Below are 26021 nucleotides of genomic sequence, written 5' to 3'. Positions count from 1 at the left end.
AATCAGGCCGCCTGATCGTCGGCCTTCAGCTCCAGCGGAATCGCCATTTCATTCATGTTGACGGTTGATTTGGCGAGATTGGGCGACTTGTTGCTGCGGTGCTTGAACTTGCCGTCGACATGGCCGCCTTGCTCGATCGTCACATTTTCATAGGTGACGTCGCCGCCGATGCGAGCGGTTGAGGCAATCGCGAGGTCGCCAGCATCGATTGAGCCTTCGACCGAGCCCGACAGGCTGGCATTCTGGGCGACGATCGCGCCCTTGATCTTACTCGATGGCCCCTGCACCAGGGACAGGCATTTGACGTCACCGATCACTTCGCCGTCGATATGCAGATCGACTTTCGATTCGATATTGCCGGTGATGACAATGCCGTCACCGATGATCGAGAAACTGGATCCGCTGGTGCCGCTGCTTCTAGCCACGGTCGGCGCCTGACTCGGTGCGATTTGGTGATTTGGCACGTTGTCGCGCGATGGCTTTGATCTTGAGAACATCTGTGTTCGCCTCCAAAAATGGCCGGGGGTTGATGGCGCGTCCGTTGAGCCGCACTTCGAAATGCAAATGCGTGCCCGTCGAGCGACCGGTACTGCCCATCGCTCCCAATTGTATGCCCTGTTCGATTTTTTGCCCCTTAGTCACGCCGATCCGGGAAAGATGCGCGTAACGCGTCATCAATCCGTTGCCATGTGTGATTTCGACGGTTTTGCCATAGCCGGATTTCCATCCCGCATGCGTCACCTTGCCGCCGGCAGCCGCGAGAATTGGCTGGCCCAGCGGTCCTTTGAAATCGATGCCGCTGTGCATCGCACCGCCGCCGGTGAACGGGTCACGGCGATAGCCGAAGCTGCTCGAAATCATGCCAGTGCTGGAGGGTTTGCCGGACGGGATCGCGATCAAAGTCCGTTCCAGCGAATCCATCTGTTGCAGCGCCAGGTTAAGTCGTTCGAACGTGGGGTGGAGCTTTTTGTTCTTGTCTTTGAAGAGAGGAATCAACGGGCCGCCCATGGCATCGGTAGAACTTTTGCTCAGCTTGTCGGGATTGAGTCCGAATTTGCGAATCGCTTCCGCCGCCTGTTCGGTGCGTTGCTTGGCCGCCTGGGTAAGGCGCTGGGCAAAACGGATCTGTCGTGCTTCAAGTTTTGCGAGATGGGCCGCTTCCGGAAAGGCGGTGCTGATCTTGCGTGTGTTTTCCGATAATTTTTCTTCGCTCTGCTTCTGGTCGTCCAAGGCCGGTTGCTCACCGATAAACTGCTCGGTCATCTGGTCGAGCACGTCCTGACGCTGTTCAAGATCGGCAGCGACGTCGTCAATTGAAGCCTTGTAACTGGTGACCCGGCTTTCGGCGCTGTGGAGTTCCGCCTCTTTCTGGGCAAGCGCGGTGCGCTCTCCGCTGACAGTCAGCTGGTTGACCATCATTGCCAATGTGATCACCAACCATATGGCGAGTGCCGCCGCGGCCGAGTAAAACACGCGTTTCTGCAATGTCGCTGATATGGTGAGAAAACGGACCTGTCCGTGCGATCGCATGAAGAACTCGCGATCGGTAAACATATGGTCCAGCCGGGCTTTCAGCCCTTGTCTGGTATTGTGTTTGTGCATGACCCGCCGTTGTAATTCGTAATCCCCGGAACCCGGTAGCAGAGGGGGCCTCCCCAAGCGAATCGCAAACGGGTGACTCGTGACGAGTCGAACGAGTCGTGCGATGAGTTGCGCCGTGCGATGGAACTCATTGCGCATTTTGGCGTTTCGGCGGCGTAACGGGCTGCCATTTCGAGCCAAGAGATGTCGAGATTATGGGTTAAATTGGTTCTGCAGCCATGCTAGCAGCCGCCTATGACAGATTCTGCAAAACTAATTACCGACATGGGGCGCAAGGCGCGCTCTGCCTTTTCCCAACTGACTGGAGTGAGCGATTCGCAAAAGTCTGCCGCTCTGGCCGCGGCCGCACGCCATCTGCGCGCCAGCCAAGACACGATCATCGCCGCCAATCAGCGCGACATGGACAGTGCGCGCGAACGCGGCCTCAGCGATTCGATGCTCGACCGTCTGATGATCGATGCGGATCGACTGGAAGCCATTGCCTCAGCGGTCGATGATGTCGCGGTGCTGCCCGATCCGGTCGGACAGTTGATTGACCGCACCGAACGCCCGAACGGCCTGGTCATGGAACGCATACGGGTGCCGCTCGGCGTCATCGGCATCATCTATGAAAGCCGGCCCAATGTTACTGCCGACGCCGCTGCCCTGGCGCTGCGGTCGGGCAATGCGGTAATCCTGCGTGGCGGATCGGAAGCGATCCAGAGCAATGGTGCGATCTATGACGCGATGGTCGCAGGCGTGGTCGAAGCAGGATTGCCTGCGGACGCTATCCAGCTGGTGCAGACCACGGACCGGGCCGCGGTCGGGGCGATGCTGAAGGCCAGCGGGCTGATCGATATCATCATTCCGCGCGGCGGCAAGTCGCTGGTCAAGCGGGTCCAGGACGAAGCGCGCGTGCCGGTGCTGGCGCATCTCGACGGCATTTGTCACACCTATATCGCCAAGGACGCCGACCCCGACAAGGCGCTGGCGATTGCGGTTAACGCCAAGATGCGCAGGACCGGGATCTGCGGCGCAATGGAAACACTGCTGATCGATCAGGACTATCCTGCGCCCGGCCCTCTTGTTCGCGCGTTGCTGGAAGCGGGCTGCGAACTGCGCGGCGATGATTCGGTGCTGGAGCTGGACGAGCGGGTCGTTTCTGCTGACGCGGCCGACTGGGATACCGAATATCTTGCCCCCATTTTGTCCGTGAAGATGGTGAATGGTGCCGATGAGGCGCTGGCCCATATCGCTGATCACGGCTCGCACCATACCGACGTGATTGTCACCGAAGACGCGGAGATGGCAGAAGATTTCATCCTGCGTGCTGACAGCGCAATCGTGATGCACAATGCCTCGAGCCAGTTTGCCGATGGCGGACAATTCGGACTCGGTGCTGAAATCGGAATCTCCACCGGTCGCCTGCATGCACGTGGCCCGGTGGCGCTGGAAGGACTGACCACCTATAAATGGGTGGTGCGCGGCACCGGGCAAACACGCCCTTGAGCCGGACCCGGTGAAAACGACCGGCCTGCTGGGCGGCTCCTTCAACCCGGCGCACGGAGCGCATCGCTCGATCAGCCTGTTTGCGATGGAGCAGCTTGAGCTCGACGAATTCTGGTGGCTGGTTTCGCCGGGCAATCCGCTGAAAGAAGGTGCCAAGGACATGGCGCCCTTGCACGCCCGTCTGGCGTCCGCCCAAGAGATGGCGCGCCGCAGCAAGATCCAGCCGACGGCGATCGAACGGGATTTCGGTACGCGCTACACCTATGACAGCTTGCGCAAACTGGTCCGGCGCTATCCGAAACGGCAATTTGTCTGGATCATGGGGGCCGACAATCTGGCCCAATTTCACCGCTGGAAAGACTGGCGAAAGATAGCCCGATTATTGCCGATTGCAGTTATATCACGACCCGGCTATGATGACGATGCTTTTGCGGCTCCCGCAATGGCCTGGCTTCGGCGCTTCGTCCACCCCGCGAGCCAGCGTGGTAACTGGACCAGCTGGAGTACGCCGGCGCTGACATTCTTGCGCTATCGTCCCGACCCTCGCTCAGCCACCGCGATCCGGATGGCTCGGCCCCATTGGCATCAGCAATATGATGATCGCCGCGTCAGGGACGCGGTGACCCGTCGGCTGATTGGCCCAGAAGATTAGGATATACGTTGACGAAACCGAAGGTAAAAGCTTTGAAATCGGCCACTTCTGAGGAAGGGAAGGCCGAGTCTGACGCACTCCACGCGCTGGTCATGAAATCGCTTGACGATGATCAGGCGCAGGACGTCGTCTCGATCCCGCTGGCAGGCAAAAGCAATATTGCAGACCATATGGTAATCGCCGAGGGGCGTTCGACCCGGCAGGTTGCAGCCATTGCGCAGAAACTGGCTGAGCGGATCAAGCAAGCCGGTGGCACAGCCAGGGTCGAAGGTCTGGCCAATGCCGACTGGGTGTTGATCGATGCCGGTGATGTTATCGTGCATCTATTCCGGCCGGAAGTGCGCAGCTTCTATAATCTGGAACGGATGTGGGCTGTCGACGAGGAAGGCGAAGCGCCGGAAGTCGTCGAAGCCTGATATCGCCGGGCGATGAGACTGCATATTGTCGCCCGCGGCAAAATCGGCCGGAGCCCGGAGGCGGAGCTGGTTGACCGCTATATCAAGCGGATAGGCTGGGAGGTAAAGATCAGCGAACTCCCGGATCAGGGCGGAAAATCCCCCAAGCTGCAAGGTGTGACCAAGATAATCGCGATGGACGAAGCTGGCGAAAACTGGACATCGAGCAAATTTGCCAAATTACTGTCCAACTGGCGTGACGATGGTGTGCGCGAGGCGCGATTCCTGATCGGGGCTGCAGATGGCCTCAGTGCGGAAGAGCGGGCCAGCGCCGATCATTTCTTTTCCTTTGGCAAGGCCACCTGGCCGCACATGATGGCACGGGCGATGCTCGCCGAGCAATTGTTCCGCGCGACATCGATCATCGCCGGCCATCCCTATCACAGGGAAGGGTGAGCTTCATGGTTCGCTCTGTTCTTGCGCTGATCATGGCTGCCGGTTTGACAATTGCCGGAACCGCATTGCTCTCTGCGCAGACCAAGGGACCAACGCTTGCAGAACAGAAACGCAGCCTGATTACGGCGCGCGAACAATCCGAACGGGCCCGTCAGCGCAGCCTGGCCTTGCGGCGGCAGGCAGAAGCGGCCAACAATGATGCCGACCGGATCGCCAGCGAAGCGGCGGCACTTGCGGCCCGTATCCAGGCAGCAGAAGCCGATATCAAGGCCGCCCGGACCCGCATCGCTATCGTGAGCCAGCTGCAACGGCGGCAAAGAGAGCGGCTGGCGGAAAAACAGGGGCCGATGATCAGGCTGACGGCGGCGCTGCAGATGATGACCCGCAAGCCGACTGCTCTCGCGCTGGTCGAGCCGCGGTCGCTCGATGAGCTTATTTATATGCGTTCGATCCTGTCTGCCGTGATGCCGGAAATCGAACGGCGGACCGCGAGCCTGCGCGACGAAGTCCGCCAGGGAGAGCAGTTGCGGGAGCAGGCGGCACAGGCGGTCGCGTCGCTTGACCAGAGCCAGCGCCGGCTGACCGAGCAAAGAAAGCAATTGGCCAGAATGGAAGCGAGCGAACGGATCAACGCCGAGCAATTTTCCAACGATGCCGGGCTCGAGCAGGAGCAGGCGCTGGCACTTGGCGAAGAGGCGCGCGACATATTGGATCTGATGGACCAGATTCGTGAAAGCGGTGCCGTCCGCGAATCGCTCGCTGCACTGGATGGCCCGATGCTGAGGCCCGGGCAGGGGGCGGAGCCAACAGCTGCTGAGCCGCAGCAGGCTGAAGATGTCGCCACCGCCTATCGCTTGCCGGTGATTGGCGAGATTGTAACTGGCCTGGGGGAAATATCCGATAGCGGCTATCGCTCGCGCGGGCTGACCCTCTCCGTGGATCCCGGCGCGCAGATTGTCGCCCCGGCCGCCGGTCGGGTAGCCTATTCCGGGCGGTATCGCGGCTATGGCAATATCCTGATCATCGAACATGCCGCTGGCTGGACCAGTCTGATTACCAATATGGCGACCAGCAGTGTCGCGGTCGGCGACCAGGTGGTGCAGGGCGCGCCGGTCGGTCAATCGGGAGCCGACGATCCCAAGGTGACCGTCGAACTGCGCCGCAATGGCAGGCCAATCGACATTGCCGCCCTGATCGGCTGAATCGGGCTAAAAAGAGTCAAAAATCGTTGTTCGTCGATCGCGTGCGTCATTATTGGTTAAGCTGCTTGGCTTTACAGATGATTCCAGACTATATTTGGCACCGATCTATACCGACAGGACAGAATTGATGAAAAAGCCCGTACTGCAAGCCGCCGCCCTTGTTTTGACCGTCGCGCTTTTGCCCGCCACAACTTCGGCGATCTCCGCAGTGGATGCCAACACCTACCGTGAGATGGAGCAATTCATGAACGTGTTTGAACGGGTGCGGAATGACTATGTGGATCAGGTGGACGATGCAGATCTGATCAAGGGCGCGATTGAAGGCATGCTCGGCAGCCTCGATCCCCACAGCAGCTTTCTCGATGCGCGCGATTTTGAAAATCTGCGGACCCAGACCGACGGCAATTATGGTGGCCTTGGCCTTTCGGTGACGCTCGAAGACGGTGCTGTCAAAGTGATCGCGCCGTTCAAGGATACACCGGCGGACAAGGCAGGCGTAAAAGCCGGCGATTTCATCACCCATATTGATGGTGAGCTGATCTATGGCGGCACGCTCGACGAGGCGGTCGAAGAGATGCGCGGCAAGCCCGGTGAGCCGATCACCATTACCATCGTCCGCCCCGGTCGTGACAAGCCGTTCGATCTTTCGATGAAACGTGCGATCATCGACCTCAAGCCAGTGACCTGGGAGGTCAAGGACCAGATTGGTGTGATCAGCATCAACAGCTTCTCGAATGACACGGGTGCCGATGTCGCCGCTGCGATCACCGGCATCGACAAGGCGCTGGGCAAGAAACCCCTCGGCTATGTGCTGGATCTGCGGTCGAACCCCGGCGGTCTGCTCGATGAAGCGGTTTCCGTATCTGATGTATTCCTGTCCCGCGGTGAAATTGTGTCGCAGCGTGGCCGTGAAAAATCCGACATTGAGCGCTATTTTGCGAAAAGCGGTGATGCCGCGGCCGGGCTGCCGGTCATTGTCCTGATTGACGCGGGTTCGGCATCGGCATCCGAAATTGTCGCGGGCGCTTTGCAGGACCATCATCGCGGACTGGTGATGGGCGAGCGCAGCTTTGGCAAGGGTTCGGTGCAGACATTGCTGCCCCTGTCCAACGACAGCGCTCTGCGCCTGACGACCGCGCGCTATTATACGCCATCGGGCAAGTCGGTGCAGGAAGGCGGCATCGAGCCCGACATCATGGTGCCGCAATTGTCCGATCCTGATTACAAGACCCGGCCCCGGTTCCGGGAGTCCGACCTGCGGCGTCATCTGGTCAACGAGATCAAGCTGAAAGACGACGTGCTGGAGGAAGACGGAAAGGATGATCCACGCTTCCAGCAGACCGCTGAAGAGCTGAAGGAGCAGGGCGTCGATGATTTCCAGCTGCATTATGCGCTGCAGACCATTGGACGGCTTGGCCCGGACGGATTGAAAATGGCGATGAACAAGGCGGCGAAAAAGAACGCCAAGAAAACCGTGGTGGCGAAAAACTAGGGGCCTCTGATGGCAGCATTTCGCAGCGCCACCTGGCTGGCCTTTCTGCTTCCCGTATCGTTGCTTGGCGGCGCGCTGATCGGCCAATATGGCTTTGGGCTCTATCCTTGTGAAATGTGCATGTGGCAAAGATGGCCGCATCTTGTCGCGATCATATTGGCCTTTGCGGCTTTGCTGTTTCGCACGACAAGATGGGCAATGCCGCTGGTCGTCGCAGCGGCGCTGGCGATATTGGTCAGTGGTCTGATCGGCGGTTTCCATGCCGGTGTCGAATATGACTGGTGGGAAGGGCTGACGTCCTGTGCCACCAATATGCCGGCCGGCGGCGATATGCTGGATTCCATCATGAACGCGCCGCTGGTGCGCTGCGACGTCGCGCCATGGTCGTTGTTTGGCATTTCACTGGCCGGTTTCAATTTCCTCTTTTCCGTTGGCGGTGCTATCCTCATCGCCATCTTGCTGGCAAAGAGCCGAAGGAGCGCAGTTAGTGGCTGAAACAAAACTGGGACGAACGAAAGCCGATATCGCCTCGATGATACGCGTCAATCAGGCGGGCGAATATGGCGCTGCGCAAATCTACAAGGGGCAGCTTGCCGTGATGGGTGATGATGCTCCGCATAGCAGCGCGATCCACCACATGGCCGATCAGGAGCAGCGGCATCTGGATGCTTTCGATCAGATGATCGTGGAGCGCGGCGTTCGGCCGACGGCGTTGCAACCGTTCTGGAAAATGGCCGGCTATGCGCTGGGCGCGACGACCGCAGCCATGGGGCCGCGCGCTGCTATGGCATGTACGGCGGCAGTCGAAACCGAAATCGACCGCCATTATCAGGAACAGCTCGATGCCCTCGAATCGGAGGATGATCCCGAACTGACCGGTATGATTGCGGAGTTTCGCGAGGAGGAATTGGAGCATAAGGCAACGGCCATCGCATCGGGTGCGGAAGAGACGCCAGGCTATCCGGTGTTGAGCGCAGCGATCCGGTTGGGCTGCCGGGTTGCAATTGGATTGTCGAAACGAATTTAGGAAGCGTGATCCGCTTCAGCGCCGGTTCACGCCGGTCAGGACATAGGAACTGTTATGATGAAGAAATTTGTTATTTCCGCTGCGGCACTGTCAGGCGCGGGTTTGCTGGCCTTTCCGGCACAGGCGCAGGATCAGGCCGGTGATCGGGTCAATCAGCTGGTCATTTACGGGGACGACCCCTGTCCGCCGAGCACGGATAACGAGATTGTCGTCTGCGCCCGCAAGGACGAAAATGAACGCTATCGCATTCCCGAAACCCTGCGCGGGGGCGAACTGGGCGAAGCCAAGAACCAGGCCTGGTCGGAAAGGGTCAAATCCTACGAATATGTCGGAAAATCCGGAACGAGCAGCTGCTCGCCGACTGGTGCCGGCGGATTCACTGGCTGTACGCAGGAGTTGTTGCGTCAGGCCTATGCCGAAAAGGGTATTGATGACACGGTCAACTGGGGACAGCTGATCGAGGAAGAGCGCCAGAAACGCCTGTCGCGGATTGATGCGGAGGCCGATGCGGTAGAAGAGCGCGTCCTGGAAATCGAAGCCGACCGCGAAGCCCGCGAAGAGGCAGCGGAAGCGGCCCGTGAACGGCTGGATGCCGCGGATGCCGAGGAAGATGCGACCAATGATCTTGCCGTCCCGCCGGGAGCGGATGAGACGCCCGGCCCCGACGACGACTGAACGGAATCAGTCGGTTGATTCGAGCAACGTGTCGATGCTGTCGTCGATCTTGAAACTTGTGATGATCCATCCCGAAGACTTTTTGTAGAATGTCAGCTGCAGTCGTGTGGCATATTCATTCTGATAAATGATGTAGCTCTTCTCGACATAGCGTTGGGATGCAGATTTTGTCCGAACAAGGTCCCAGCCTTCAACCGGTCCATATAGATCCAGCAATGTCGCCAGATTGCTCTTTATCTGGGCGGCGAGCGTAGGGGTGTTGTTGAGCAGCGGGGATGCGGTGACCAGTTTGCTAAATTCGTCTGTATCGCCCTGCTTGTATGCCATCAGAACGTCATTGGCCAAAGCTTCCGGTGTGGCCTGCGCCAGCGAAGGTGTCGCCGTCGCGACGCTGATCGCCAGTAAAATTGCCTGAACTGAGCGCATCTATTTCTTCCCTTCAATCCAGCGGTTCACCTGGGCTTCCAGCATATCCAGCGGCACTGCGCCCTGACCCAGCACGACATCGTGAAATTCGCGCAAGTCAAACTTGTCGCCGAGCTCTTCGGTCGCCTTTGCGCGCAGCTCGCGGATTTTCAGTTCGCCCATCTTGTAGGCCAGTGCCTGGGCCGGCCAGCTGATATAGCGATTGACCTCGGCCTCGATATTGGCGGCGCTGAGCGCGGTATTGTCGGTCATGAAATCGATCGCTTGCTGCTTGCTCCAGCCCTTGCTGTGGATGCCGGTGTCGACCACCAGCCGGCAGGCGCGCCACATTTCGTAGGAGAGGCGGCCCATATTCTTGGCCGGCGTATCATAAAGATCCATCTCGATGCCGAGCCGCTCCGAATAGAGGCCCCAGCCTTCGACAAAGGCGGTGAAGAACGCGCCATATTTGCGGAAGTCCGGCATATCCAGTTCCTGCTGCAGCGCGATCTGCTGGTGATGGCCGGGCACGGCCTCATGCACGCTCAGGGCCGGGATTTCCCAGAACGGGCGCTGGTCCAGCTTGGATGTGTTGACATAATAGAAGCCGGCGATGCCGACATCGGGTGAGCCGGGATTATAATAAGCGGTGGTCGTGCCTTCTGCGGTTTCGGCCGGAATTTCCTTGATACCATAAGGCAGCCGCGCCAGCTTGCCGATGATCGAGGGCATTTTGCCATCGATCGTCTTGTTCACCCGGGCGACCTTTTCCATCAGCTCTTCCGGCGTTTTCGCATAATATTGCGGATCGGTGCGCAGATGCTCGATAAACGCCTCGCGCGTGTCATAGCCCGCCTCTTTGGCGACCTCGACCATCTCGGCGCGGATCCGTTTCACTTCGCTCAGGCCTATTTTGTGAATTTCGTCTGCGGTCTTGTCGGTGGTCGTCATCTGGCGGATGCGGAAATTATAATATTCTGCACCGCCTGGCTGCACCGATATGCCGGGTGCCTTGGCGCATTTCGGCGCATATTCTTTGGTATACCAGTCGAGATGCTTCTTCAGGGCCGGATTGATCAGCGCGCCAATGGTCATCATCGCGCTGCCTGCCAGGGCTTCAAATTCCTCCGGATCCATGCCCTCCGGCACTTTCCGCTTGAACGGCTCGAAAAAGCGGGATTCGCGAGGGTCCTCGGTGATCAGGCCGGAGATGCTGGTTTCATAGCCTTCCATCGACACACAGGGCTGGACATAGCCTCCGGCCAAGGCCTGGTTGGCCACTGCGATCGATTGATCGTTGACCCGCGCATATTGTTTCAGCCGATTGACGTAGGTCTGATAGTCCTGGGTGTTGCGGAACGGTAGGTTGTTTTGCATGCTGGCAAAACTCTGGTGCCAGCCGCCGCGATTGGTGAAATTGATCGTCCGCTGGCCATAACCGTTGGCTTCGATCTGCTCTGCCAGTGTCCGCCGCAAGATGCCATAGTTGGTCTTGTCTTCCTCGCTGAGCGTCTTGGTATCGATTGCGTCCAGTCGCGCTAGCCACTGTTTTGCTTTTGCCACGCGAGCGTCTTCGGCTTGCAGGCTGGCGTCGGTCACTCGGCCGATCGGGTCGTCGACTCCGAGCGAGGAGGCAAATTCGGGATATTGCTCCAGCTGATAGGCCCAATATTGGTCAACAATATCCTTGAGAGCGCTGTTGTCCTGCGCCGCCACCGGCGTTGCGAACGCCATCATCACTGCCGTTCCCGCAGCCCAATTCATCTTGCGCATATATTGCCCCTTTTTTTCGTTTTCACATCACCCGACGACGATGGCCATTCTCCAAGTGCCAAGCCTAATCGGTCCGCAACGCTCAAGCAACTCATTCTGCGGAAGCCGTCTGATCATCCTTTTGGTGGATTAGCTGCCGCCGCAGATCCATCGCCTCGGCAAATCCAATGGTCTGGATCATCACCGGCCGAATTGCGGATCCACCCGCGATACCGATGCTCACCGTCGCGAGATTCAGCGGGTGATCGAGCGGTGACTGGCTGACATCAACGGTCTGGATCTTGCGCCGCGGCAGAATCGTCAGCCGCCGTCGCCACCATCCGGTCTGGATGAACAATTGGCGATCGGTGAGCGCATATTGATGATGGCGCCATTCCAGAAACAGCAGCGGGCACAGCGGCAGGATCAGCAGTGCGATCGCAAAAAAGCCGCGATGCAGAAGCAACCCGGCAGCCAATGCGATCGCCGCAAACAGCAGCGATAGAAGGATCGCGCGCCGCCACCAGAAAGCGGCATTGACCGGTTGAAAAGCCAGATCGGAAGAGGGCGCGTGGATCGCTGATGCTGTCAGGATCGGGTCGATCTCCGACAGCCTGGCGCATGGCGCGGCGCTATGGTCAGTTTCGCCATGGGCATCCGCCGCCAGGGATATGAATTTCAGGTGGTGCCAGCCAAAGCGTTGCCGCACCGGACCGGTTTGCACGATCGCGGCCTGAACACGGTGGATAGGCATGACCATGTCAGTGAGCGTGAACAGTCCGCGCCGCCGCCGGAAACCGGGCTGGCCGCTCACGACCTTGTCCAGGCGAAAGCCATATTCGCGCACGAAGGTCCGGACGATCCCGCTGACCAGGCCGACGACGACCAGCGCGAGAATGGCGGCAATCGCACCGCCGATTCGTGCCCATGAACTATATCCATTGATGAAGTCTGTTCCTCGCAAAGCGTCCAGCCATTTGCCCGGGTCGAAAAAACCGTCGGGCAGCAGGAAGTCGAGATTCTGGGCGACAGCGCCAAGGATCGCCAGCAACACGAAGGAAAAGTTGAACAGGCCGGCGATCAAAATCCGGCGATTGTCCATCGCAAACAGGGGCGGTGCCTCTGCCGCATCAGGATCATGGGCCTGCTCGATATCGTCGGCCTTCAGCCCGTCTTTATAATCGCGGATCGTGTCGCGCAGCGTCTCCGCGTCGGCTCGCGCCAGTGCATCGAGTTTGCCATCTTCGCCGCCGCCGGAACCGGTTTCCAGCGCGACCGTGGCGAGACCGAGCAAGCGGCTGATGAGCTTCTGTTCAAGGCTGACATCCTGAATCCGGTCGAACGGAATCGAGCGGTTGTTGCGGTTGAGCAGGCCGCTCTTGATCCGGATTTCCTTCGCGGTAACCTGATAGGTGAAGCGCGACCAGATCAGCGTGGTCACTCCGACCACCAAGGTGATCAAAGCGGCGGCAGCCAGCCCGGTGTAAAGGATATTGCGGTCGAACAGGCTGAAATGCAGCACGAAAATCGCGAACAGATTCTGGCCCAGTGTGCCGATGGATTTCAGCACGATGCTGAGCGGGTGCAGGTGCTGGAACGGGGCGCTTGCTCGTGGCACCGGGTCGGCGAACGGGTCGGTCATATCATGTCTTGGCGGATATGGCCCTTGATCGTCTCGCGCATATCCTCGGCATCGGCGGTCGCGAGGCCGGGCAGGGTGACGATGCTGTTGTGGGTCCCGGCGGTGTGCACGATCAGGGTCGACAGGCCGAACAGGCGTTGCAAAGGCCCCTGTGCGACGTCGATATGCTGGATCCGGTTGAACGGGACAATCGTGTCGGTGCGCCAGAGAAAGCCGCGCAGCACCCGCAATTGCTCGTCGCCCATGTCATAGCCCCAGCGGCGGTAGATGCGGCCGGGCAGCAGGAAGATCTGGATCAGGGCGATCAGCGCAGCGGGTATCAGCACAAGGCCTGGCGCTGTTCCAAGCTGCACCCGCAGCGCGATTTCCGCTGCCAGTGCAAGTCCGAGCAAGACCAGCGAACGAAGGATCATATTGATCCGGATCAGTCTTTTCTGCGGGGGATGGAGCGGCGTCAGGCCCTGGTTATAGCTGTTTGCCGGCGCTGCTCCCAAAGCCGTCGACGGATCAGCAATGGAAGAAGTGGAAGCATGTTCGGTCATTTCGCCGCTATGCCCAAGGCGCTGTGGTTGGGCAAGGCGGTTGGCCGCTATCGGGCGAGCGCCGCTTCCGCCTGATCCATCAGGGATTTGATAATTTCGGCCACGGATTCTTCCGCCTTGACCATGCCGACTGACTGTCCGGCCATGACACTTCCATGCTCAATATCACCATCTATGACCGCTTTTCGTAACGCGCCTGCCCAATAATGTTCAATTTGCAGCTGCGCTTCGGCCATTTCTATCTCGCCGGCATCGAGCAGTTTGGCGACCTCGATCTGCTTGCGGGTAAAGGCCTCGGTACCCTTGTTCTTGAGCGCGCGTACCGGGATCACCGGCAGGCGCGGATCGACCTGGACGCTGGTGATCGCGTCGCGGGCGTTGCCGCGGATGAAGGCTTTCTTGAAATCGCGATGGGCGATCGATTCATGCGCGCAGACAAAGCGGGTGCCGAGCTGGACGCCGCTCGCGCCCATTTCGAGATAGGCGGCGATCATCTCGCCGGTGCCGATACCGCCGGCCACAAAGACGGGTACCTGATCGGCAATCTCCGGCAGGATTTCCTGGGCCAGCACCGAGGTCGAGACCGGGCCGATATGACCGCCCGCTTCCATGCCCTCGATGACGATGGCATCGACGCCCGAGCGGATGAATTTCTTGGCCAGCGCCATGGCGGGCGCAAAGCAGATCACCTTGGCACCGGTTTCCTTGATCGCTTCCAGGCTGCCCTTCGGCGGAAGGCCGCCAGCGAGCACAACATGCGTCACGTCATGTTTGCCGCAGATCGCAATGAGATCCATCAGATCGGGATGCATGGTGATCAGATTGACTCCGAACGGCTTGTCGGTGCGCTTCTTTGTCTCGGCAATTTCGGTGTCGAGCAAGTCCGGCGTCATCGCCCCGCAGGCAATCACGCCGAAGCCGCCGGCATTGGAAATCGCGCTGACCAGATGGCGCTCCGACACCCAGGACATCGCCCCGCACATGATCGCGGTTTCGCAGCCGAGAAAATCGGTGCCGCGTTGCATGAGATGGGACAGTTGGGACTGGGTCATTGCTTTTCTTTCTAAAGCCCTGCTCCCTTCCGGGAGAGGGTTGGGAGAGGGGGATGGTCACCTTGACTCCCCCGCCCTTGGCCCCTCCGCTGAACGGGAGGGAAAGTGTGATCAGGCCGCGTCTTCCGCATCGAGACCATAAGCCGTGTGCAGCACGCGCAGCGCCAGTTCGGTATAATCTTCCTCGATCAGCACGCTGACCTTGATTTCCGAGGTGGTGATCGCCTGAATATTGACGCCGCGATCGGCGAGCGCCTTGAACATCGTCGAGGCGATGCCGGCGTGGCTCTTCATGCCAACACCGACCACCGAAATTTTCGCGACATTGCTGTCGGGGATCAGGCGGTTGAAGCCGATACTCTCTTTTGCGCTGTCCAGCACCTGCATCGCATGGTCGAGATCGGGGCTAGGCACGGTGAAGGTGACGTCGGTTTCGCCTTTCTCGCGTCCGACGTTCTGGATGATCATGTCGACATTGATCGCGGCGTCGGCGAGCGGCGCAAAGATATTGGCGACCGCGCCGGGCTTGTCGGGCACGCGGGTCAGCGTGATCTTCGATTCATTCTTGTCATGGGCGATGCCGGTAATCAGTTGGCCTTCCATTTCGTCAATCTCCATTTCGTCTTCGCTCACGATCATCGTGCCGGGCAGGTCGTCTGCGGTCCAGTTGGTGTTCTCATCGGTGAAGGATGACAGCACCTGGATGCGCACGCCTTCTTTCATCGCCAGCCCGACCGAGCGGGTCTGCAACACTTTCGCACCGACACTGGCCAGCTCGAGCATTTCCTCGAAGGTCACGGTCTTCAGCTTGCGGGCGCGGGTCACAATGCGGGGATCGCTGGTATAGACGCCATCAACGTCGGTATAGATATCGCAGCGATCGGCCTTGACCGCTGCGGCGATGGCAACGGCGCTGGTATCGGACCCGCCGCGGCCCAGCGTCGTGACCCGGCCGTCTTCGCTAATGCCCTGAAAGCCCGGAATGATGGCGATCTCGCCGCTTTGCATGGCGGTGGTCAGTGCCTCTGCGTCGATTCTATCGATCCTTGCCTTGCTATGCGCCTCAATCGTGCGGATCGGCATTTGCCAGCCGAGCCAGCTGCGGGCTTTGGCACCGAGCGACTGCAAGGCGATGGCGAGCAGCCCGGAGGTCACCTGTTCGCCTGAGGCAACAACCACGTCATATTCTGCCGGATCATAGAGCGAACTGGCTTCGCGGCAGAAATTGACCAGCCGGTCGGTATCGCCGGCCATGGCAGACACAACCACCGCCACTTCATGACCGGCGTCGGACTGCTGCTTGACGATCTGCGCCACCCGGCGAATGCGTTCGATTCCGGCCATTGAGGTGCCGCCAAATTTCATCACGATACGTGCCATACTGCTGTCGGTAAAACTTTCGATAAAAAGGGCCTGAACAGGATTGAAAAGCCTGATAAAGAGGGGGCATGACAAAGGCAAGTAGCAGCACGATCAAGCCCGAAGAAGCCGCACATTTTGGTGCGATGGCAGCGGACTGGTGGGATCCGAAGGGATCGTCGGCGATGCTGCACCGGCTGAATCCGGTGCGTCTGGCCTATATCAGGGATGCCATTGACCTGCATTTCCACGGAGACAGCAGCCTGTTAAAACCGCTAGCTGGCAAGCGGGCGCTTGATGTCGGCTGCGGTGCGGGGCTGCTCTGCGAGCCGCTGGCGCGACTGGGCGCAAGCGTGACCGGTCTCGACGCCGCGCCGGAAAATATAGCGGCGGCGCAGGCCCATGCCCAACCGCAAGGGCTGGATATTGATTATCGCAATGAAGCGATAGAGGATTTTGCGGGCCGGGGTTTTGATCTGGTTACCTCTCTCGAAGTGATTGAGCATGTCGATGATCCGCAGAGCTTTGTCGCCGGACTGGCCCGCGCGATGGCGGATGATGGTCTGATGATATTGTCGACGCCCAATCGCACTGCGCTTTCGAAGCTGATGCTGGTGGAGCTGGCCGAGCTGACTGGCCGGATCCCGCGCGGCACCCATCACCACGAGCAGTTTATCACGCCGGATGAACTGGAAAAGATGCTGGGCGAGGCGGGACTGCAGGTGATCGATACCAGCGGCCTGTCTTATAGTCCGACCAGCGGCTTTTCCGTGTCCGACAATCTCGCGCTCAACTATCTGATGACGGTGGTGCGGGCTTGAAGCTTCAACCAAAAAGCCGTGATGGATTTGTGACTCTCCCAAAAAATTTGGTGTTGTAGAGCGGGAGATCAGGACACGTGGTGTCGCGGGGGGCAAGCACCAGAGGGAGACGACGAAGCTCTCATGAAGAGCTGCCTCAGCTAAATGTTAAGTGGTTTAATGGTATGCCCTTTTGGAAGTCGGATAATGCATATAGATATTGATTTAGCTTTTTGCTATATTGTATTGTAACGCAACAATATGAAAACAATGGCCCGGCAGTGATCAAAAATATTTCTTTGATATCGGGATTAATAGCCGCATTTGCACTCTTATATTTTGTAGTTTTTTTCGTTTTTGTGGAACCTCTTTTAAGCGATGATAATTTCGATTATTGGTCAATGCGTATCGCCATTTTTGGGATTTTTCTATCAATAGTAGGGTTCGGAGTCACTATATCTCAACTGGTAAGAGCAGCGTCGTCGGCTCGGGCTGCGGAGGCCGCAATAGGTAAGCTGAAAGGAGAGCTCGCATCTTTTGATGTTTCCGGACAGTTACGTGAAGGCAGAATTATCGCAGAGCAGACCAAGACTGGTTTATTGGGTAAGAATTGGCAGTACGGTTTATCAAATTGTGAGCGGGTCCGAACGATTTTGGCGGCGCTCGCGGTTACGCGCCAGCATTTGAAGTCGACTCAAAGGGAAGAAGCGAAGGATCACTTGGCAATTGTCCAAGACGCATGCCAAAATCTAGAGTCGAAAATTACCGACGATTCGTTTGATTTTGACGTCACAGTGCTTAATTCAAAACTTCGTGATATAGAGGTTTTCTTATTGAATTTGGAATCTGGGATAAGGGATAAAGCCGGTGTCGATAGCTGAGCCTCAATTGATTGAACTATTGGACAAATTGCTTGCGAACACGAAGAGTAGGAAGCTGCTTTGGGCGGAATCATCTGCTTATGGTCGGTTCCAGGCAAGGTCTGGTGATTTTGTTATCTATTTGGAGGGCGATCCGAATAGCTTTGAATCAAACAATACACTGACGACTGCGGCAACTTTCGGCGCCACTTCCAATGTCAGTCTGACTATAAAAAAATTGAATGGAAAAACCATTCATCAAATCGACCAGAAAAACACTTCGCTCTCATCGATATTGGGAAGGTCGTCTTCATCCCCTCAACTCATGAGAAAAATTAGTGAATTATATTCTCTAATATCAAGTCGAGACGACGATATAGATGAGTTACTGAAGTCTCTAGGCTAGTTCAAAAGTCGACTTTTTCATAATGCGCCGGCGGGGCAATCACTTCCATGCGTTCGGACAATAGAGGCCGGAAAGACGGTCGCGATTTGAACATCGCGTACCAGGCTTTGGTCTGGTCATGTCCGGCCCAGTCGATGGCTCCGAGATAGTCCGCGACCGAAATCTGCGCGGCGGCGGCAAGGTCGGCGAGGCTCATGGTCGCGCCGGCCAGCCAGCTGCGGTGGTCGATCAGATAGTCGATATAGTCGAGATGCTGGTTCGCCCGGCGCATTGCCTCGCGCAGCACCTTGGCGTCCGGCGGTTCGCGCCGGACCAGCCTCTTGTGCATCCGCTCGTGCAGCATCGGGGCAGTGACATCACCGTAAAATTGCTCGTCAAACCAGGCAACGAGTCGCCGGATCTCGGCCCGGTTGACCGCCGTGCCGTTGATCATCGGCACCTTTTCGACGGTTTCCTCGATATATTCGCAAATCGCCACGCTATCGATCAGGCAGACATCATTCTTGGTGTTTTTCATCACCGGTGTGCGGCCGGTCGGGTTCATCGACAGAAATTCGTCGCGCTGATTCCAGGGTGATTCGCGGACCAGTTCATAGCCCACGGATTTTTCGCCCAGCAGCAAGCGGACTTTGCGGGAAAACGGACATAGGGGGAACTGATACAACTGCCACATACAGCTCGTGTTAGTCGCGAATGAGATTTTGTGGAAGCGCTTTGATGCAGGACCGACCGATTGCTGGGCGACGGATCAATATGCTGTCCGGTGCCCTGGATCGGGGGCCTGTATCGGGATGAATGCTAGTCCGGCTGATAGATGCCCAGCCGGTTGCCCGCGGGATCGAGGCATTCGAACCGCCGTCCGCCGGGGTAGGCGAATATTTCGTTGACGATGAGACCACCGGCCGCCCTGACCTGCTCCAGAGAGGCTTCCAGATCATCGGTCTCGAACGTCGGCATCGGGGGAACCGGTTCGTTGCCAGCGGCCAGCCCGATATCTACCGGCCCGCCTTCGATTGCAGCATATTCCGGCCCATAATCGGTGAAGGCAAAGCCAAAGGCCTGCTCGTAAAAGGCCTTGCTGGCGGGCAGGTCGCTGGCTTTCATTTCGAGATAATTCGGGATGATCTTTGGCATGCTCGCATTCCTTGCTTGGCACCGACTCGGGACCCGGCGAGCATAGTGCGACAAAAGATCAAAACAAGAACATTTGGCCGGCTTATTCGGCTGCCGCGATCACCTCACTATCTGATAGCGGCTGCTCAATCCGGTTGACCATCTCCTTCGGGCAGACCTGCCAGAAGCGCCCGCGCCAGCGGTCCCAGTCGCGCAGGATCGATTCGGACCATTTGCTGTCGGTGGTCTGCTGATGCCGCTCGATCAGCGACAGCAGGTGGCCTTCCCAATAAGCGCTGTCGAGGCGTTGCCAGATGATGCTGTCGCCATTGGCCATTTTCTCGAAATCACCCTCTGTGTCGAGGACGAAGGCCATGCCGCCGGTCATGCCGGCTCCGAAATTGCTGCCCACCGGTCCCAGAATTACGGCATTGCCACCGGTCATATATTCGCAGCCATTGGCGCCGCAGCCCTCGACCACGACATCGGCTCCGCTGTTACGGACGGCGAACCGTTCGCCGGCCTGTCCGGCGGCATAGAGCTGCCCGGCGGTCGCGCCATAGAGCACGGTATTGCCGATGATCGTATTGTCCTGGCTGACCAGCGGCGAACTGACCATCGGCCGGACAATGATCTTGCCGCCGCACAGGCCTTTGCCGACATAGTCGTTGGAATCGCCGAACACTTCCAGCGTGATCCCCTGGCAGAGGAACGCGCCGAGCGACTGGCCGGCGGACCCGCGCAGACGGATATGGACATGGTCCTCGTTCAGCGTGCTCATGCCATATTTGGCGGTGATCTCGGCGGAGAAGCGGGTGCCGACAGCGCGGTGGGTGTTGCGCACGGTATAGGTGAGCTGCATCTTCTCGCGCCGCTCGAACACCGGTTTGGCATCGTCGATCATCTCGGCGTCGAGACTGTCCGGGACCTCGTTGCGCGGCGTGTCGATATGGAAGCTGCGCTCGCTGTCTCTTGCGTCGACCTTGGCGAGGATCGGGTTGAGGTCGAGATCGTCGAGATGTTCGGCGCCGCGGCTGACCTGGCGCAGCAATTCGGTGCGACCGATAATCTCGCCGAGCGAGCGGTAACCGAGCCGGGCCAGGATTTCGCGCACTTCCTCGGCCATATAGGTCATCAGGTTGATCACCTTTTCCGGCGTGCCGGTGAATTTTTCGCGCAGCCGCTCGTCCTGCACGCAGACCCCGACCGGGCAGGTGTTGCTGTGGCACTGGCGGACCATGATGCAGCCCATCGCGACTAGGCTGAGCGTGCCGATGCCAAATTCCTCGGCGCCGAGAATGGCGGCGATGACAATGTCGCGCCCGGTCTTGAGGCCGCCATCGGTGCGCAGCTTGACCCGGTGGCGCAGGCCATTGAGAGTCAGCACCTGATTGGCTTCGGTCAGCCCCATTTCCCAGGGCGTGCCGGCGAATTTGATCGAGGTCTGCGGCGACGCGCCGGTGCCGCCGGTGTTGCCGGAGATCAGGATGACATCGGCATGGGCCTTGGCGACGCCAGCGGCGATCGTGCCGATGCCGGCCGAGGACACCAGCTTTACGCAGACCCGGGCGCGCGGATTGATCTGCTTGAGATCGTAGATTAGCTGCGCGAGATCCTCGATCGAATAGATATCATGATGCGGTGGCGGCGAGATCAGGGTGACGCCGGGAGTCGAATGGCGCAGCTTGGCAATGAATTCGGTGACCTTGAAGCCGGGCAGCTGGCCGCCCTCGCCGGGCTTGGCGCCCTGGGCAACCTTGATTTCAAGCTCCTCGCAGGCCCCGAGATATTCCGAGGTCACGCCAAAGCGGCCGGACGCGACCTGCTTGATCGGGCTCGAGGCATTGTCGCCATTTTCAAAGGGGGTGTAGCGCCGCTTTTCCTCGCCGCCTTCGCCGGAAACCGACTTGGCGCCAATCCGGTTCATCGCGATGGCCAGCGTCTCATGCGCTTCCGGGCTGAGCGCGCCGAGGCTCATGCCCGGCGTGTTGAAGCGCTTGCGCACTTCGGTGATCGCCTCGACCTCGTCGATCGGCACCGGCTGCGGGGCATAGTTGAATTCCATCAGGTCGCGCAGATAGATCGGCTCCAGCTCGCGGACCGCCTGCGAGAACTGGAGATAGGTGGAATAGCTGTCCTGCGCGACCGCGGTCTGCAGCAGGTGCATCAGATGGGCGCTATAGGCATGCGCCTCGCCGCCATCGCGCTGCTTGTAGAAACCACCAACCGGCAGTCGCACCACCGCTGGCTCAAAGGCCGCGGCATGCTTGTCCTGGGCATTGATGAACAGGGACGCATAGCCTTCGCCGGATATCTTGGTCGGCATGCCGGGGAACAGGTCGTTGCACAAGGCGCGGGACAGGCCGACGGCTTCGAAATTATAGCCGCCGCGATAGCTGGAAATGACCGCGATGCCCATTTTCGACATGATCTTGAGTAGGCCGTCATCGACCGCTTTCTTGTGCCGGGCGAGACATTCATCGAGGGTCAGGTCGCCGAACAGACCGCGGGCGTGGCGGTCGGCGATCGCGGCTTCCGCCATATAGGCATTGACCGTGGTCGCGCCGACGCCGATCAGCACGGCATAGCAATGGGTGTCGAGACATTCCGCGGCGCGGACGTTGACCGAAGCGTAAGAGCGCAGGCCCTTGCGGACCAGATGGGTGTGCACCGCCGCGGTCGCGATCACCATCGAGATCGCCATCCGGTCCTCGTCGATATCCTCGTCGGTAAGGAAAATCTCGGTCTTGCCGGCGCGCACCGCCTGCTCCGCCTCTGCCCGGATCCGGGCCAGCGAATCGCGCAGCTCGATGGCGCCGCCGCTGATGCTCATCGTGCAATCGATTTCGGCCACCGCGTCGCCAAAGCCCAGTTTCAGCCGCTCCCACAGGGCGCAGCTGAGCACCGGACTTTCCAGCACCATGACGTCTTCATTCTGGCTGTCCTGCTCCAGAATATTGGCGAGATTGGAAAAGCGCGTGCGCAGGCTCATTACATGGCGCTCGCGCAGGCTGTCGATCGGCGGATTGGTCACCTGGGAAAAATTCTGCTTGAAGAAATGGCTGATCTGGCGCGGCTTCACGCTGATCACCGCCAGCGGCGTGTCGTCGCCCATCGAACCGACCGCTTCCTTGGCATCCTCGACCATCGGCGCGAGGATCATTTCCATATCCTCGAGCGTATGGCCGGCGGCGGTCTGCCGGCGGATCAGTTCTTCCCTGGAGAAGCCCATGCCCGAATTTTCAGGCGCGGGCGGCAGGTCGTCGACGCTCTGGAATCCCTTGACCAGATCGGCATAGGGTTCCTCGGCGGCGATCCGGTCCTTGAGTTCGCGGTCCTTGAACAGCAGCCCGGCGTCAAGGTCGACGGCGATCATCTGTCCGGGGCCCAGCCGGCCTTTCTCGACCACCTGGCTTTCCGGCACGACGACCATGCCGGATTCACTGCCGATGATCAGCAGATTATCCGCCGTCCGCGAATAGCGCAAAGGACGCAGCGCGTTGCGGTCGACACCGGCGACCGCCCAGTGACCATCGGTCATCGCCAGCGCCGCCGGCCCATCCCAGGGTTCCATCACGCTCGCCATATATTCGTACATCGCCTGATGAGCGGGATCGATGTCCGGGTTATTCTGCCACGCCTCGGGCACCAGCATGATCTTTGCGGTTGGCGCATCGCGGCCGGACCGGCAGATGGTCTCGAATACCGCATCCAGCGCAGCCGTGTCAGAGGATCCCGCCGGGATCACCGGCTTGATGTCCTCGCTATGATCACCGAAGGCCAGACTGGCCATCTTGATCTCGTGGCTCTTCATCCAGTTCTTGTTGCCGCGGATCGTATTGATCTCGCCATTATGCGCGAGGCAGCGGAACGGTTGCGCGAGCCACCATTGCGGGAAGGTGTTGGTCGAATAGCGCTGATGGAAAATCGCCACCCGGCTTTCGAACCGTTCGTCGAGCAGGTCGGGGTAGAAGACCGACAGCGATTGCGCGAGAAACAGGCCCTTGTAGATGATCGACCGGCAGGACAGGCTGCAGATATAGAAATCCTGGATCTGGGCTGCGATCACCTTTTTCTCGATCCGGCGGCGGATAAGATAGAGATTCTTCTCGAATTCGCGCGCGTCCTGCTTGTCCGGCATCGGCCCTGCAATCATGATCTGCTCGATCTCGGGGCGGGTGTTCTGGGCTTTCTGCCCAATCACTGAAACGTCCACCGGCACCTGACGCCAGCCGTAGATGGTATAGCCGGATTCGATGATTTCCGCCTCAACGATCGCCCGACAGGCTTCCTGCGCGTTGAGATCGGTGCGCGGCAGAAAGATCATGCCCACGGCCAGCCGGTTGGGGCGGACCTTGTGACCGCTGTCGGCAATCGCATCATCAAAGAAGCGTTCGGGCAGGTCGACGTGCAGGCCGGCACCATCACCGGTCTTGCCATCGGCATCGACCGCACCCCGGTGCCAGACCGCTTTCAGCGCATCAATGGCGGAGGCGACGACGCGCCGCGACGGCTTGCCGTCAGTCGCTGCGACCAGCCCGACACCGCAGGCATCGCCTTCAAATTCCGGCCGGTACATGCCTTCGCGGGCGAGGCGTTCATGTTCGGGGGTGGGATATTGCCGGGTCATTGGCTGTCCTGCTCCGCCTCTTCCTGCTCTTCCCCGGTGTCATGTTTGAGCGGCGGCGGCAGATGGGCGGTTGCCTCCTCCACCTTCTTCACGATCCTTGGCATCGCCTGCATCATCTCCGGCACCATGCCCATCATCGATTGCATCATTTCCGGATCGACAAACACCATCATATAGTCCCGGGCAAAGGCGCCGCCGGTGTCGGTGGCGAAAAAGCGGTTCATTTCGGCAAGCTGTGATGCCGTGAACTTGCGGGCGTATATTTTGGTAAGCGCCTCGCGGATTGCGGGCTCCATCGCCGTCATCACGTCGACCATTTCGTCCATCATGACCGTGGTGGATATTCTCATGCGCTCTTCAAAATAGGGATCGCGCGCCCTCATCATGTCATTGATTGAGGTGTCGCCCATGTCCTCAATGGTCTCATCATCAAGGCCATAGCCTTTCATCGTCTCGCCCATCGGGCGATCAAAGGTCTGCGACAATATGCTGTCCATCAGCTTGTCCATCGTGCCCTTCATCATCCGCTGGTAGGTTCCCAGCGGGAACAGATAGTCGACCGTGGTCCGGGCGGCGGCGAGGCGGGCGGGATCCGTCACCGTCGCTTCGACAGCTTCGGCTGGCTTTGCCGATTCTTGGGCGGCGGACGGAGCCGCCGTTGCCAGCGCTGTACTGGCCGTCAATATGGTCACGATTGTCTTGATCTTCATGGTCTCACTCCGATTGGCGGGCCTAGGCCGCCACCTTCTCTGTCAGCTTTTTCTCTTTCAAAAACCGGTGCATATGTTCTGTGACATCGCGCCCGTCACGGATTCCCCAGACGACCAGACTGGCGCCGCGGACAATGTCGCCGGCGGCGAACACGCCTTCGAGATTGGTCATCATCGACTTGTGGTCGACGCGCAATGTGCCCCAGCGCGTGACCGCCAGATCGGGAGATCCGAACAGGCCGGGCAGGTCTTCGGCGTCAAAGCCCAGCGCCTTGATCACCAGATCGGCATCGACGGTGAAGTCGCTGTCGGGCTCCACTTCCGGGGAGCGGCGACCGCTGGCGTCGGGCGCGCCAAGCCGCATGCGGTTTGCCTTGACCGCCGTAACCTGATCGGTGCCCTCGACCGCCTTGGGTGCCGACAGCCAGACAAATTCAACGCCCTCTTCCTCGGCGTTGCGGACTTCATTTTGCGAGCCCGGCATATTGGCGCGGTCGCGGCGATAGAGGCATTTCACCGATTTCGCGCCCTGCCGGATCGACGTCCGCACGCAGTCCATCGCGGTATCACCGCCGCCGATGACCACGACATTCTTGCCCTTGGCATTGAAGCGACCATTGTCAAAATCGGGGACGCTGTCGCCAAAGCTTTTGCGGTTGGAAGCGATCAGGAAATCCAGCGCGTCCTCGACCCCCGGCGCGCCGACGCCCGGCATCTGGATCGCCCGCGGCTGATAGACGCCGGTCGCGATCAGGATCGCGTCGTGCCGGTCGCGCAGGTCGTCCAGCGTCGCGTCTGTGCCGACTTCAAAGCTCTCGTGGAAGTGGATGCCGCCATCCTTCAGCCGCTGCACCCGCCGCATGATCACATGCTTTTCCAGCTTGAAGCCCGGAATACCGTAGGTCAGCAGACCGCCGGCGCGATCATGGCGATCATAGACATGGACGTCATAGCCGGCGACGCGCAGATATTCGGCGGCGGTCAGCCCGGCAGGACCGGCACCGATGATGCCGACGGACTGGCCTTTTGACCGGCCCGGTTGCAAGGGTTCGACCCAGCCTTCTTCCCAGGCAGTGTCGGTGACATATTTTTCGACGGCCCCGATGGTCACGGCGCCATGACCGGAAAATTCGATCACGCAATTGCCTTCGCACAAGCGGTCCTGCGGACAGATGCGGCCACAGATTTCCGGCATGGTCGAGGTCAGGTTGGACATCTCATAGGCTTCGCGCAACCGGCCTTCGGCGGTCAGGCGCAGCCAGTCGGGAATATGATTGTGCAGCGGGCAATGGACTGAACAATAAGGCACACCGCATTGCGAGCAGCGCGCGGCCTGTTCCGCTGCCTTTTCCGGCGCATATTTATCAGCGATTTCCTGAAAGTCTTCGGCGCGCAGGATGGGCGCGCGTTTTTCCGGATAGGCCTGGCCCTCCTCGACGAATTTCAGCATTTCCAATTTCTGCGGGCTTTTTGCCATGCCAGACGCTCGTTTCCTGCAATGAAAGATTGTGACCAACCGCCCGCCTCGACGGGCTGAACCACCGAAATAGCCAAATGGTCCGCGCGAGTCACGCATAAATTCCAATATAGGTCAGTTATAGTGACCTAATATCGGGAATTCGACATCGAGAAGGCGTGAGACCATGTGGCTCTGTCAATAATATGATCCATATCGGACCTATATTTTTTCGCGACAATCGTTTTGGGAGGCGCTATTGCCCAGCAGATCAACAGACGGCCACGTCAACATACGGAACGCCC

General features: G+C 59.1%; 24 protein-coding genes. 11 read left to right on the top strand and 13 right to left on the bottom strand.

Going from position 1 to position 26021, the window contains the following annotated elements; translation table 11 throughout:
• Positions 1-2 precede the first annotated feature (2 nt).
• Both ACN0WW_RS12400 and ACN0WW_RS12395 read right to left on the bottom strand, forming a co-directional pair.
• A complete protein-coding gene (locus ACN0WW_RS12400) occupies positions 3-425 on the bottom strand; it encodes a bactofilin family protein (RefSeq protein ID WP_417612932.1) in 423 nt (140 codons plus the stop codon).
• On the bottom strand, positions 418-1602 hold the full coding sequence (locus tag ACN0WW_RS12395) for a peptidoglycan DD-metalloendopeptidase family protein (RefSeq protein WP_417612930.1): 1185 nt from the start codon (positions 1600-1602) through the stop codon (positions 418-420). Before ACN0WW_RS12395 ends, ACN0WW_RS12400 begins: the two co-directional genes overlap by 8 nt.
• 234 nt (positions 1603-1836) lie before the next feature.
• Between ACN0WW_RS12395 and ACN0WW_RS12390 the strand changes: the two genes are divergently transcribed.
• The 9 genes from ACN0WW_RS12390 (at position 1837) to ACN0WW_RS12350 (ending at position 8989) form a co-directional block, all read left to right on the top strand.
• The gene (locus ACN0WW_RS12390) at positions 1837-3090 is read left to right on the top strand and encodes a glutamate-5-semialdehyde dehydrogenase (RefSeq protein WP_417612928.1); all 1254 of its coding nucleotides are present in this window, start codon (positions 1837-1839) and stop codon (positions 3088-3090) included.
• Between the two features lie 10 nt (positions 3091-3100).
• Positions 3101-3742, top strand: coding sequence for a nicotinate-nucleotide adenylyltransferase (locus ACN0WW_RS12385; protein WP_417612926.1), 642 nt, complete (start codon positions 3101-3103; stop codon positions 3740-3742).
• 92 nt (positions 3743-3834) lie between these two features.
• The gene (gene rsfS / locus ACN0WW_RS12380; RefSeq protein ID WP_417613067.1) at positions 3835-4158 is read left to right on the top strand and encodes a ribosome silencing factor; all 324 of its coding nucleotides are present in this window, start codon (positions 3835-3837) and stop codon (positions 4156-4158) included.
• Between the two features lie 12 nt (positions 4159-4170).
• A complete protein-coding gene (locus ACN0WW_RS12375) occupies positions 4171-4593 on the top strand; it encodes a 23S rRNA (pseudouridine(1915)-N(3))-methyltransferase RlmH (RefSeq protein ID WP_417612924.1) in 423 nt (140 codons plus the stop codon).
• Positions 4594-4598: 5 nt separating this feature from the next.
• On the top strand, positions 4599-5795 hold the full coding sequence (locus ACN0WW_RS12370; protein ID WP_417612922.1) for a murein hydrolase activator EnvC family protein: 1197 nt from the start codon (positions 4599-4601) through the stop codon (positions 5793-5795).
• 127 nt (positions 5796-5922) lie between these two features.
• On the top strand, positions 5923-7287 hold the full coding sequence (locus ACN0WW_RS12365) for a S41 family peptidase (protein WP_417612920.1): 1365 nt from the start codon (positions 5923-5925) through the stop codon (positions 7285-7287).
• 9 nt (positions 7288-7296) lie between these two features.
• Complete coding sequence (locus ACN0WW_RS12360; protein WP_417612918.1) at positions 7297-7782, top strand: disulfide bond formation protein B; 486 nt, start codon at positions 7297-7299, stop codon at positions 7780-7782.
• Positions 7783-7819: 37 nt separating this feature from the next.
• Positions 7820-8314: a demethoxyubiquinone hydroxylase family protein gene (locus ACN0WW_RS12355; protein WP_417613065.1), complete on the top strand. Its 495-nt coding sequence runs from the start codon at positions 7820-7822 to the stop codon at positions 8312-8314.
• Between the two features lie 54 nt (positions 8315-8368).
• A complete protein-coding gene (locus tag ACN0WW_RS12350; RefSeq protein ID WP_417612916.1) occupies positions 8369-8989 on the top strand; it encodes a hypothetical protein in 621 nt (206 codons plus the stop codon).
• Between the two features lie 6 nt (positions 8990-8995).
• Here ACN0WW_RS12350 and ACN0WW_RS12345 read toward each other — a convergent pair whose 3' ends face one another.
• The 6 genes from ACN0WW_RS12345 to ACN0WW_RS12320 all read right to left on the bottom strand — a co-directional run bounded on the left by ACN0WW_RS12345 (position 8996) and on the right by ACN0WW_RS12320 (position 15762).
• Positions 8996-9415 carry a hypothetical protein gene (locus ACN0WW_RS12345; RefSeq protein ID WP_417612914.1) on the bottom strand — a complete coding sequence of 140 codons (420 nt, stop codon included), beginning with the start codon at positions 9413-9415 and terminating at the stop codon, positions 8996-8998.
• The gene (locus tag ACN0WW_RS12340) at positions 9416-11167 is read right to left on the bottom strand and encodes a DUF885 domain-containing protein (protein WP_417612912.1); all 1752 of its coding nucleotides are present in this window, start codon (positions 11165-11167) and stop codon (positions 9416-9418) included.
• A gap of 91 nt (positions 11168-11258) precedes the next feature.
• A complete protein-coding gene (locus tag ACN0WW_RS12335; RefSeq protein ID WP_417612910.1) occupies positions 11259-12788 on the bottom strand; it encodes a PH domain-containing protein in 1530 nt (509 codons plus the stop codon).
• On the bottom strand, positions 12785-13330 hold the full coding sequence (locus ACN0WW_RS12330; protein ID WP_417612908.1) for a PH domain-containing protein: 546 nt from the start codon (positions 13328-13330) through the stop codon (positions 12785-12787). The genes ACN0WW_RS12335 and ACN0WW_RS12330 overlap by 4 nt, the downstream gene beginning before the upstream one ends.
• A 47-nt stretch (positions 13331-13377) precedes the next feature.
• Positions 13378-14382 (bottom strand): NAD(P)H-dependent flavin oxidoreductase, encoded by a 1005-nt coding sequence (locus tag ACN0WW_RS12325; protein ID WP_417612906.1) that lies wholly within the window; start codon positions 14380-14382, stop codon positions 13378-13380.
• A 111-nt stretch (positions 14383-14493) separates the two neighbouring features.
• Positions 14494-15762: an aspartate kinase gene (locus tag ACN0WW_RS12320; protein ID WP_417612904.1), complete on the bottom strand. Its 1269-nt coding sequence runs from the start codon at positions 15760-15762 to the stop codon at positions 14494-14496.
• Between the two features lie 68 nt (positions 15763-15830).
• Between ACN0WW_RS12320 and ubiG the strand changes: the two genes are divergently transcribed.
• The gene (gene ubiG / locus ACN0WW_RS12315) at positions 15831-16562 is read left to right on the top strand and encodes a bifunctional 2-polyprenyl-6-hydroxyphenol methylase/3-demethylubiquinol 3-O-methyltransferase UbiG (RefSeq protein ID WP_417612902.1); all 732 of its coding nucleotides are present in this window, start codon (positions 15831-15833) and stop codon (positions 16560-16562) included.
• Positions 16563-16822: 260 nt separating this feature from the next.
• Positions 16823-17422 carry a hypothetical protein gene (locus ACN0WW_RS12310; protein WP_417612900.1) on the top strand — a complete coding sequence of 200 codons (600 nt, stop codon included), beginning with the start codon at positions 16823-16825 and terminating at the stop codon, positions 17420-17422.
• A 386-nt stretch (positions 17423-17808) separates the two neighbouring features.
• On the opposite strand, the gene ACN0WW_RS12305 is transcribed toward ACN0WW_RS12310, so the two are convergent.
• The 5 genes from ACN0WW_RS12305 to ACN0WW_RS12285 form a co-directional block, all read right to left on the bottom strand.
• Positions 17809-18480 carry a glutathione S-transferase family protein gene (locus ACN0WW_RS12305; RefSeq protein ID WP_417612898.1) on the bottom strand — a complete coding sequence of 224 codons (672 nt, stop codon included), beginning with the start codon at positions 18478-18480 and terminating at the stop codon, positions 17809-17811.
• 125 nt (positions 18481-18605) lie between these two features.
• Positions 18606-18941, bottom strand: a complete 336-nt coding sequence (locus ACN0WW_RS12300; RefSeq protein WP_417612896.1) for a VOC family protein — start codon at positions 18939-18941, stop codon at positions 18606-18608.
• A gap of 82 nt (positions 18942-19023) precedes the next feature.
• Entirely contained in the window at positions 19024-23550 is a 4527-nt protein-coding gene (gltB, locus tag ACN0WW_RS12295; protein WP_417612894.1) for a glutamate synthase large subunit, read from the bottom strand.
• The gene (locus ACN0WW_RS12290) at positions 23547-24260 is read right to left on the bottom strand and encodes a DUF2059 domain-containing protein (protein ID WP_417612892.1); all 714 of its coding nucleotides are present in this window, start codon (positions 24258-24260) and stop codon (positions 23547-23549) included. The genes gltB and ACN0WW_RS12290 overlap by 4 nt, the downstream gene beginning before the upstream one ends.
• Before the next feature lie 22 nt (positions 24261-24282).
• Positions 24283-25737, bottom strand: a complete 1455-nt coding sequence (locus ACN0WW_RS12285) for an NAD(P)-dependent oxidoreductase (protein WP_417612890.1) — start codon at positions 25735-25737, stop codon at positions 24283-24285.
• Between the last annotated feature and the right edge of the window lie 284 nt (positions 25738-26021).

It is taken from the genome of Parasphingorhabdus sp., assembly GCF_048269865.1.
Classification (GTDB): domain Bacteria; phylum Pseudomonadota; class Alphaproteobacteria; order Sphingomonadales; family Sphingomonadaceae; genus Parasphingorhabdus.
This window is presented reverse-complemented; position numbering and strand designations above follow the sequence as displayed.

What these genes read in the sequence shown, in the direction of transcription:
- ACN0WW_RS12395 (WP_417612930.1), bottom strand. Translation starts at nt 1,602, where the DNA reads ATGCACAAACACAATACCAGACAAGGGCTGAAAGCCCGGCTGGACCAT.
- ACN0WW_RS12390 (WP_417612928.1), top strand. Translation starts at nt 1,837, where the DNA reads ATGACAGATTCTGCAAAACTAATTACCGACATGGGGCGCAAGGCGCGC.
- rsfS (WP_417613067.1), top strand. Translation starts at nt 3,835, where the DNA reads ATGAAATCGCTTGACGATGATCAGGCGCAGGACGTCGTCTCGATCCCG.
- ACN0WW_RS12375 (WP_417612924.1), top strand. Translation starts at nt 4,171, where the DNA reads ATGAGACTGCATATTGTCGCCCGCGGCAAAATCGGCCGGAGCCCGGAG.
- ACN0WW_RS12370 (WP_417612922.1), top strand. Translation starts at nt 4,599, where the DNA reads ATGGTTCGCTCTGTTCTTGCGCTGATCATGGCTGCCGGTTTGACAATT.
- ACN0WW_RS12365 (WP_417612920.1), top strand. Translation starts at nt 5,923, where the DNA reads ATGAAAAAGCCCGTACTGCAAGCCGCCGCCCTTGTTTTGACCGTCGCG.
- ACN0WW_RS12360 (WP_417612918.1), top strand. Translation starts at nt 7,297, where the DNA reads ATGGCAGCATTTCGCAGCGCCACCTGGCTGGCCTTTCTGCTTCCCGTA.
- ACN0WW_RS12355 (WP_417613065.1), top strand. Translation starts at nt 7,820, where the DNA reads ATGATACGCGTCAATCAGGCGGGCGAATATGGCGCTGCGCAAATCTAC.
- ACN0WW_RS12350 (WP_417612916.1), top strand. Translation starts at nt 8,369, where the DNA reads ATGATGAAGAAATTTGTTATTTCCGCTGCGGCACTGTCAGGCGCGGGT.
- ACN0WW_RS12345 (WP_417612914.1), bottom strand. Translation starts at nt 9,415, where the DNA reads ATGCGCTCAGTTCAGGCAATTTTACTGGCGATCAGCGTCGCGACGGCG.
- ACN0WW_RS12340 (WP_417612912.1), bottom strand. Translation starts at nt 11,167, where the DNA reads ATGCGCAAGATGAATTGGGCTGCGGGAACGGCAGTGATGATGGCGTTC.
- ACN0WW_RS12335 (WP_417612910.1), bottom strand. Translation starts at nt 12,788, where the DNA reads ATGACCGACCCGTTCGCCGACCCGGTGCCACGAGCAAGCGCCCCGTTC.
- ACN0WW_RS12330 (WP_417612908.1), bottom strand. Translation starts at nt 13,330, where the DNA reads ATGACCGAACATGCTTCCACTTCTTCCATTGCTGATCCGTCGACGGCT.
- ACN0WW_RS12325 (WP_417612906.1), bottom strand. Translation starts at nt 14,382, where the DNA reads ATGACCCAGTCCCAACTGTCCCATCTCATGCAACGCGGCACCGATTTT.
- ACN0WW_RS12320 (WP_417612904.1), bottom strand. Translation starts at nt 15,762, where the DNA reads ATGGCACGTATCGTGATGAAATTTGGCGGCACCTCAATGGCCGGAATC.
- ubiG (WP_417612902.1), top strand. Translation starts at nt 15,831, where the DNA reads ATGACAAAGGCAAGTAGCAGCACGATCAAGCCCGAAGAAGCCGCACAT.
- ACN0WW_RS12305 (WP_417612898.1), bottom strand. Translation starts at nt 18,480, where the DNA reads ATGTGGCAGTTGTATCAGTTCCCCCTATGTCCGTTTTCCCGCAAAGTC.
- ACN0WW_RS12300 (WP_417612896.1), bottom strand. Translation starts at nt 18,941, where the DNA reads ATGCCAAAGATCATCCCGAATTATCTCGAAATGAAAGCCAGCGACCTG.
- gltB (WP_417612894.1), bottom strand. Translation starts at nt 23,550, where the DNA reads ATGACCCGGCAATATCCCACCCCCGAACATGAACGCCTCGCCCGCGAA.
- ACN0WW_RS12290 (WP_417612892.1), bottom strand. Translation starts at nt 24,260, where the DNA reads ATGAAGATCAAGACAATCGTGACCATATTGACGGCCAGTACAGCGCTG.
- ACN0WW_RS12285 (WP_417612890.1), bottom strand. Translation starts at nt 25,737, where the DNA reads ATGGCAAAAAGCCCGCAGAAATTGGAAATGCTGAAATTCGTCGAGGAG.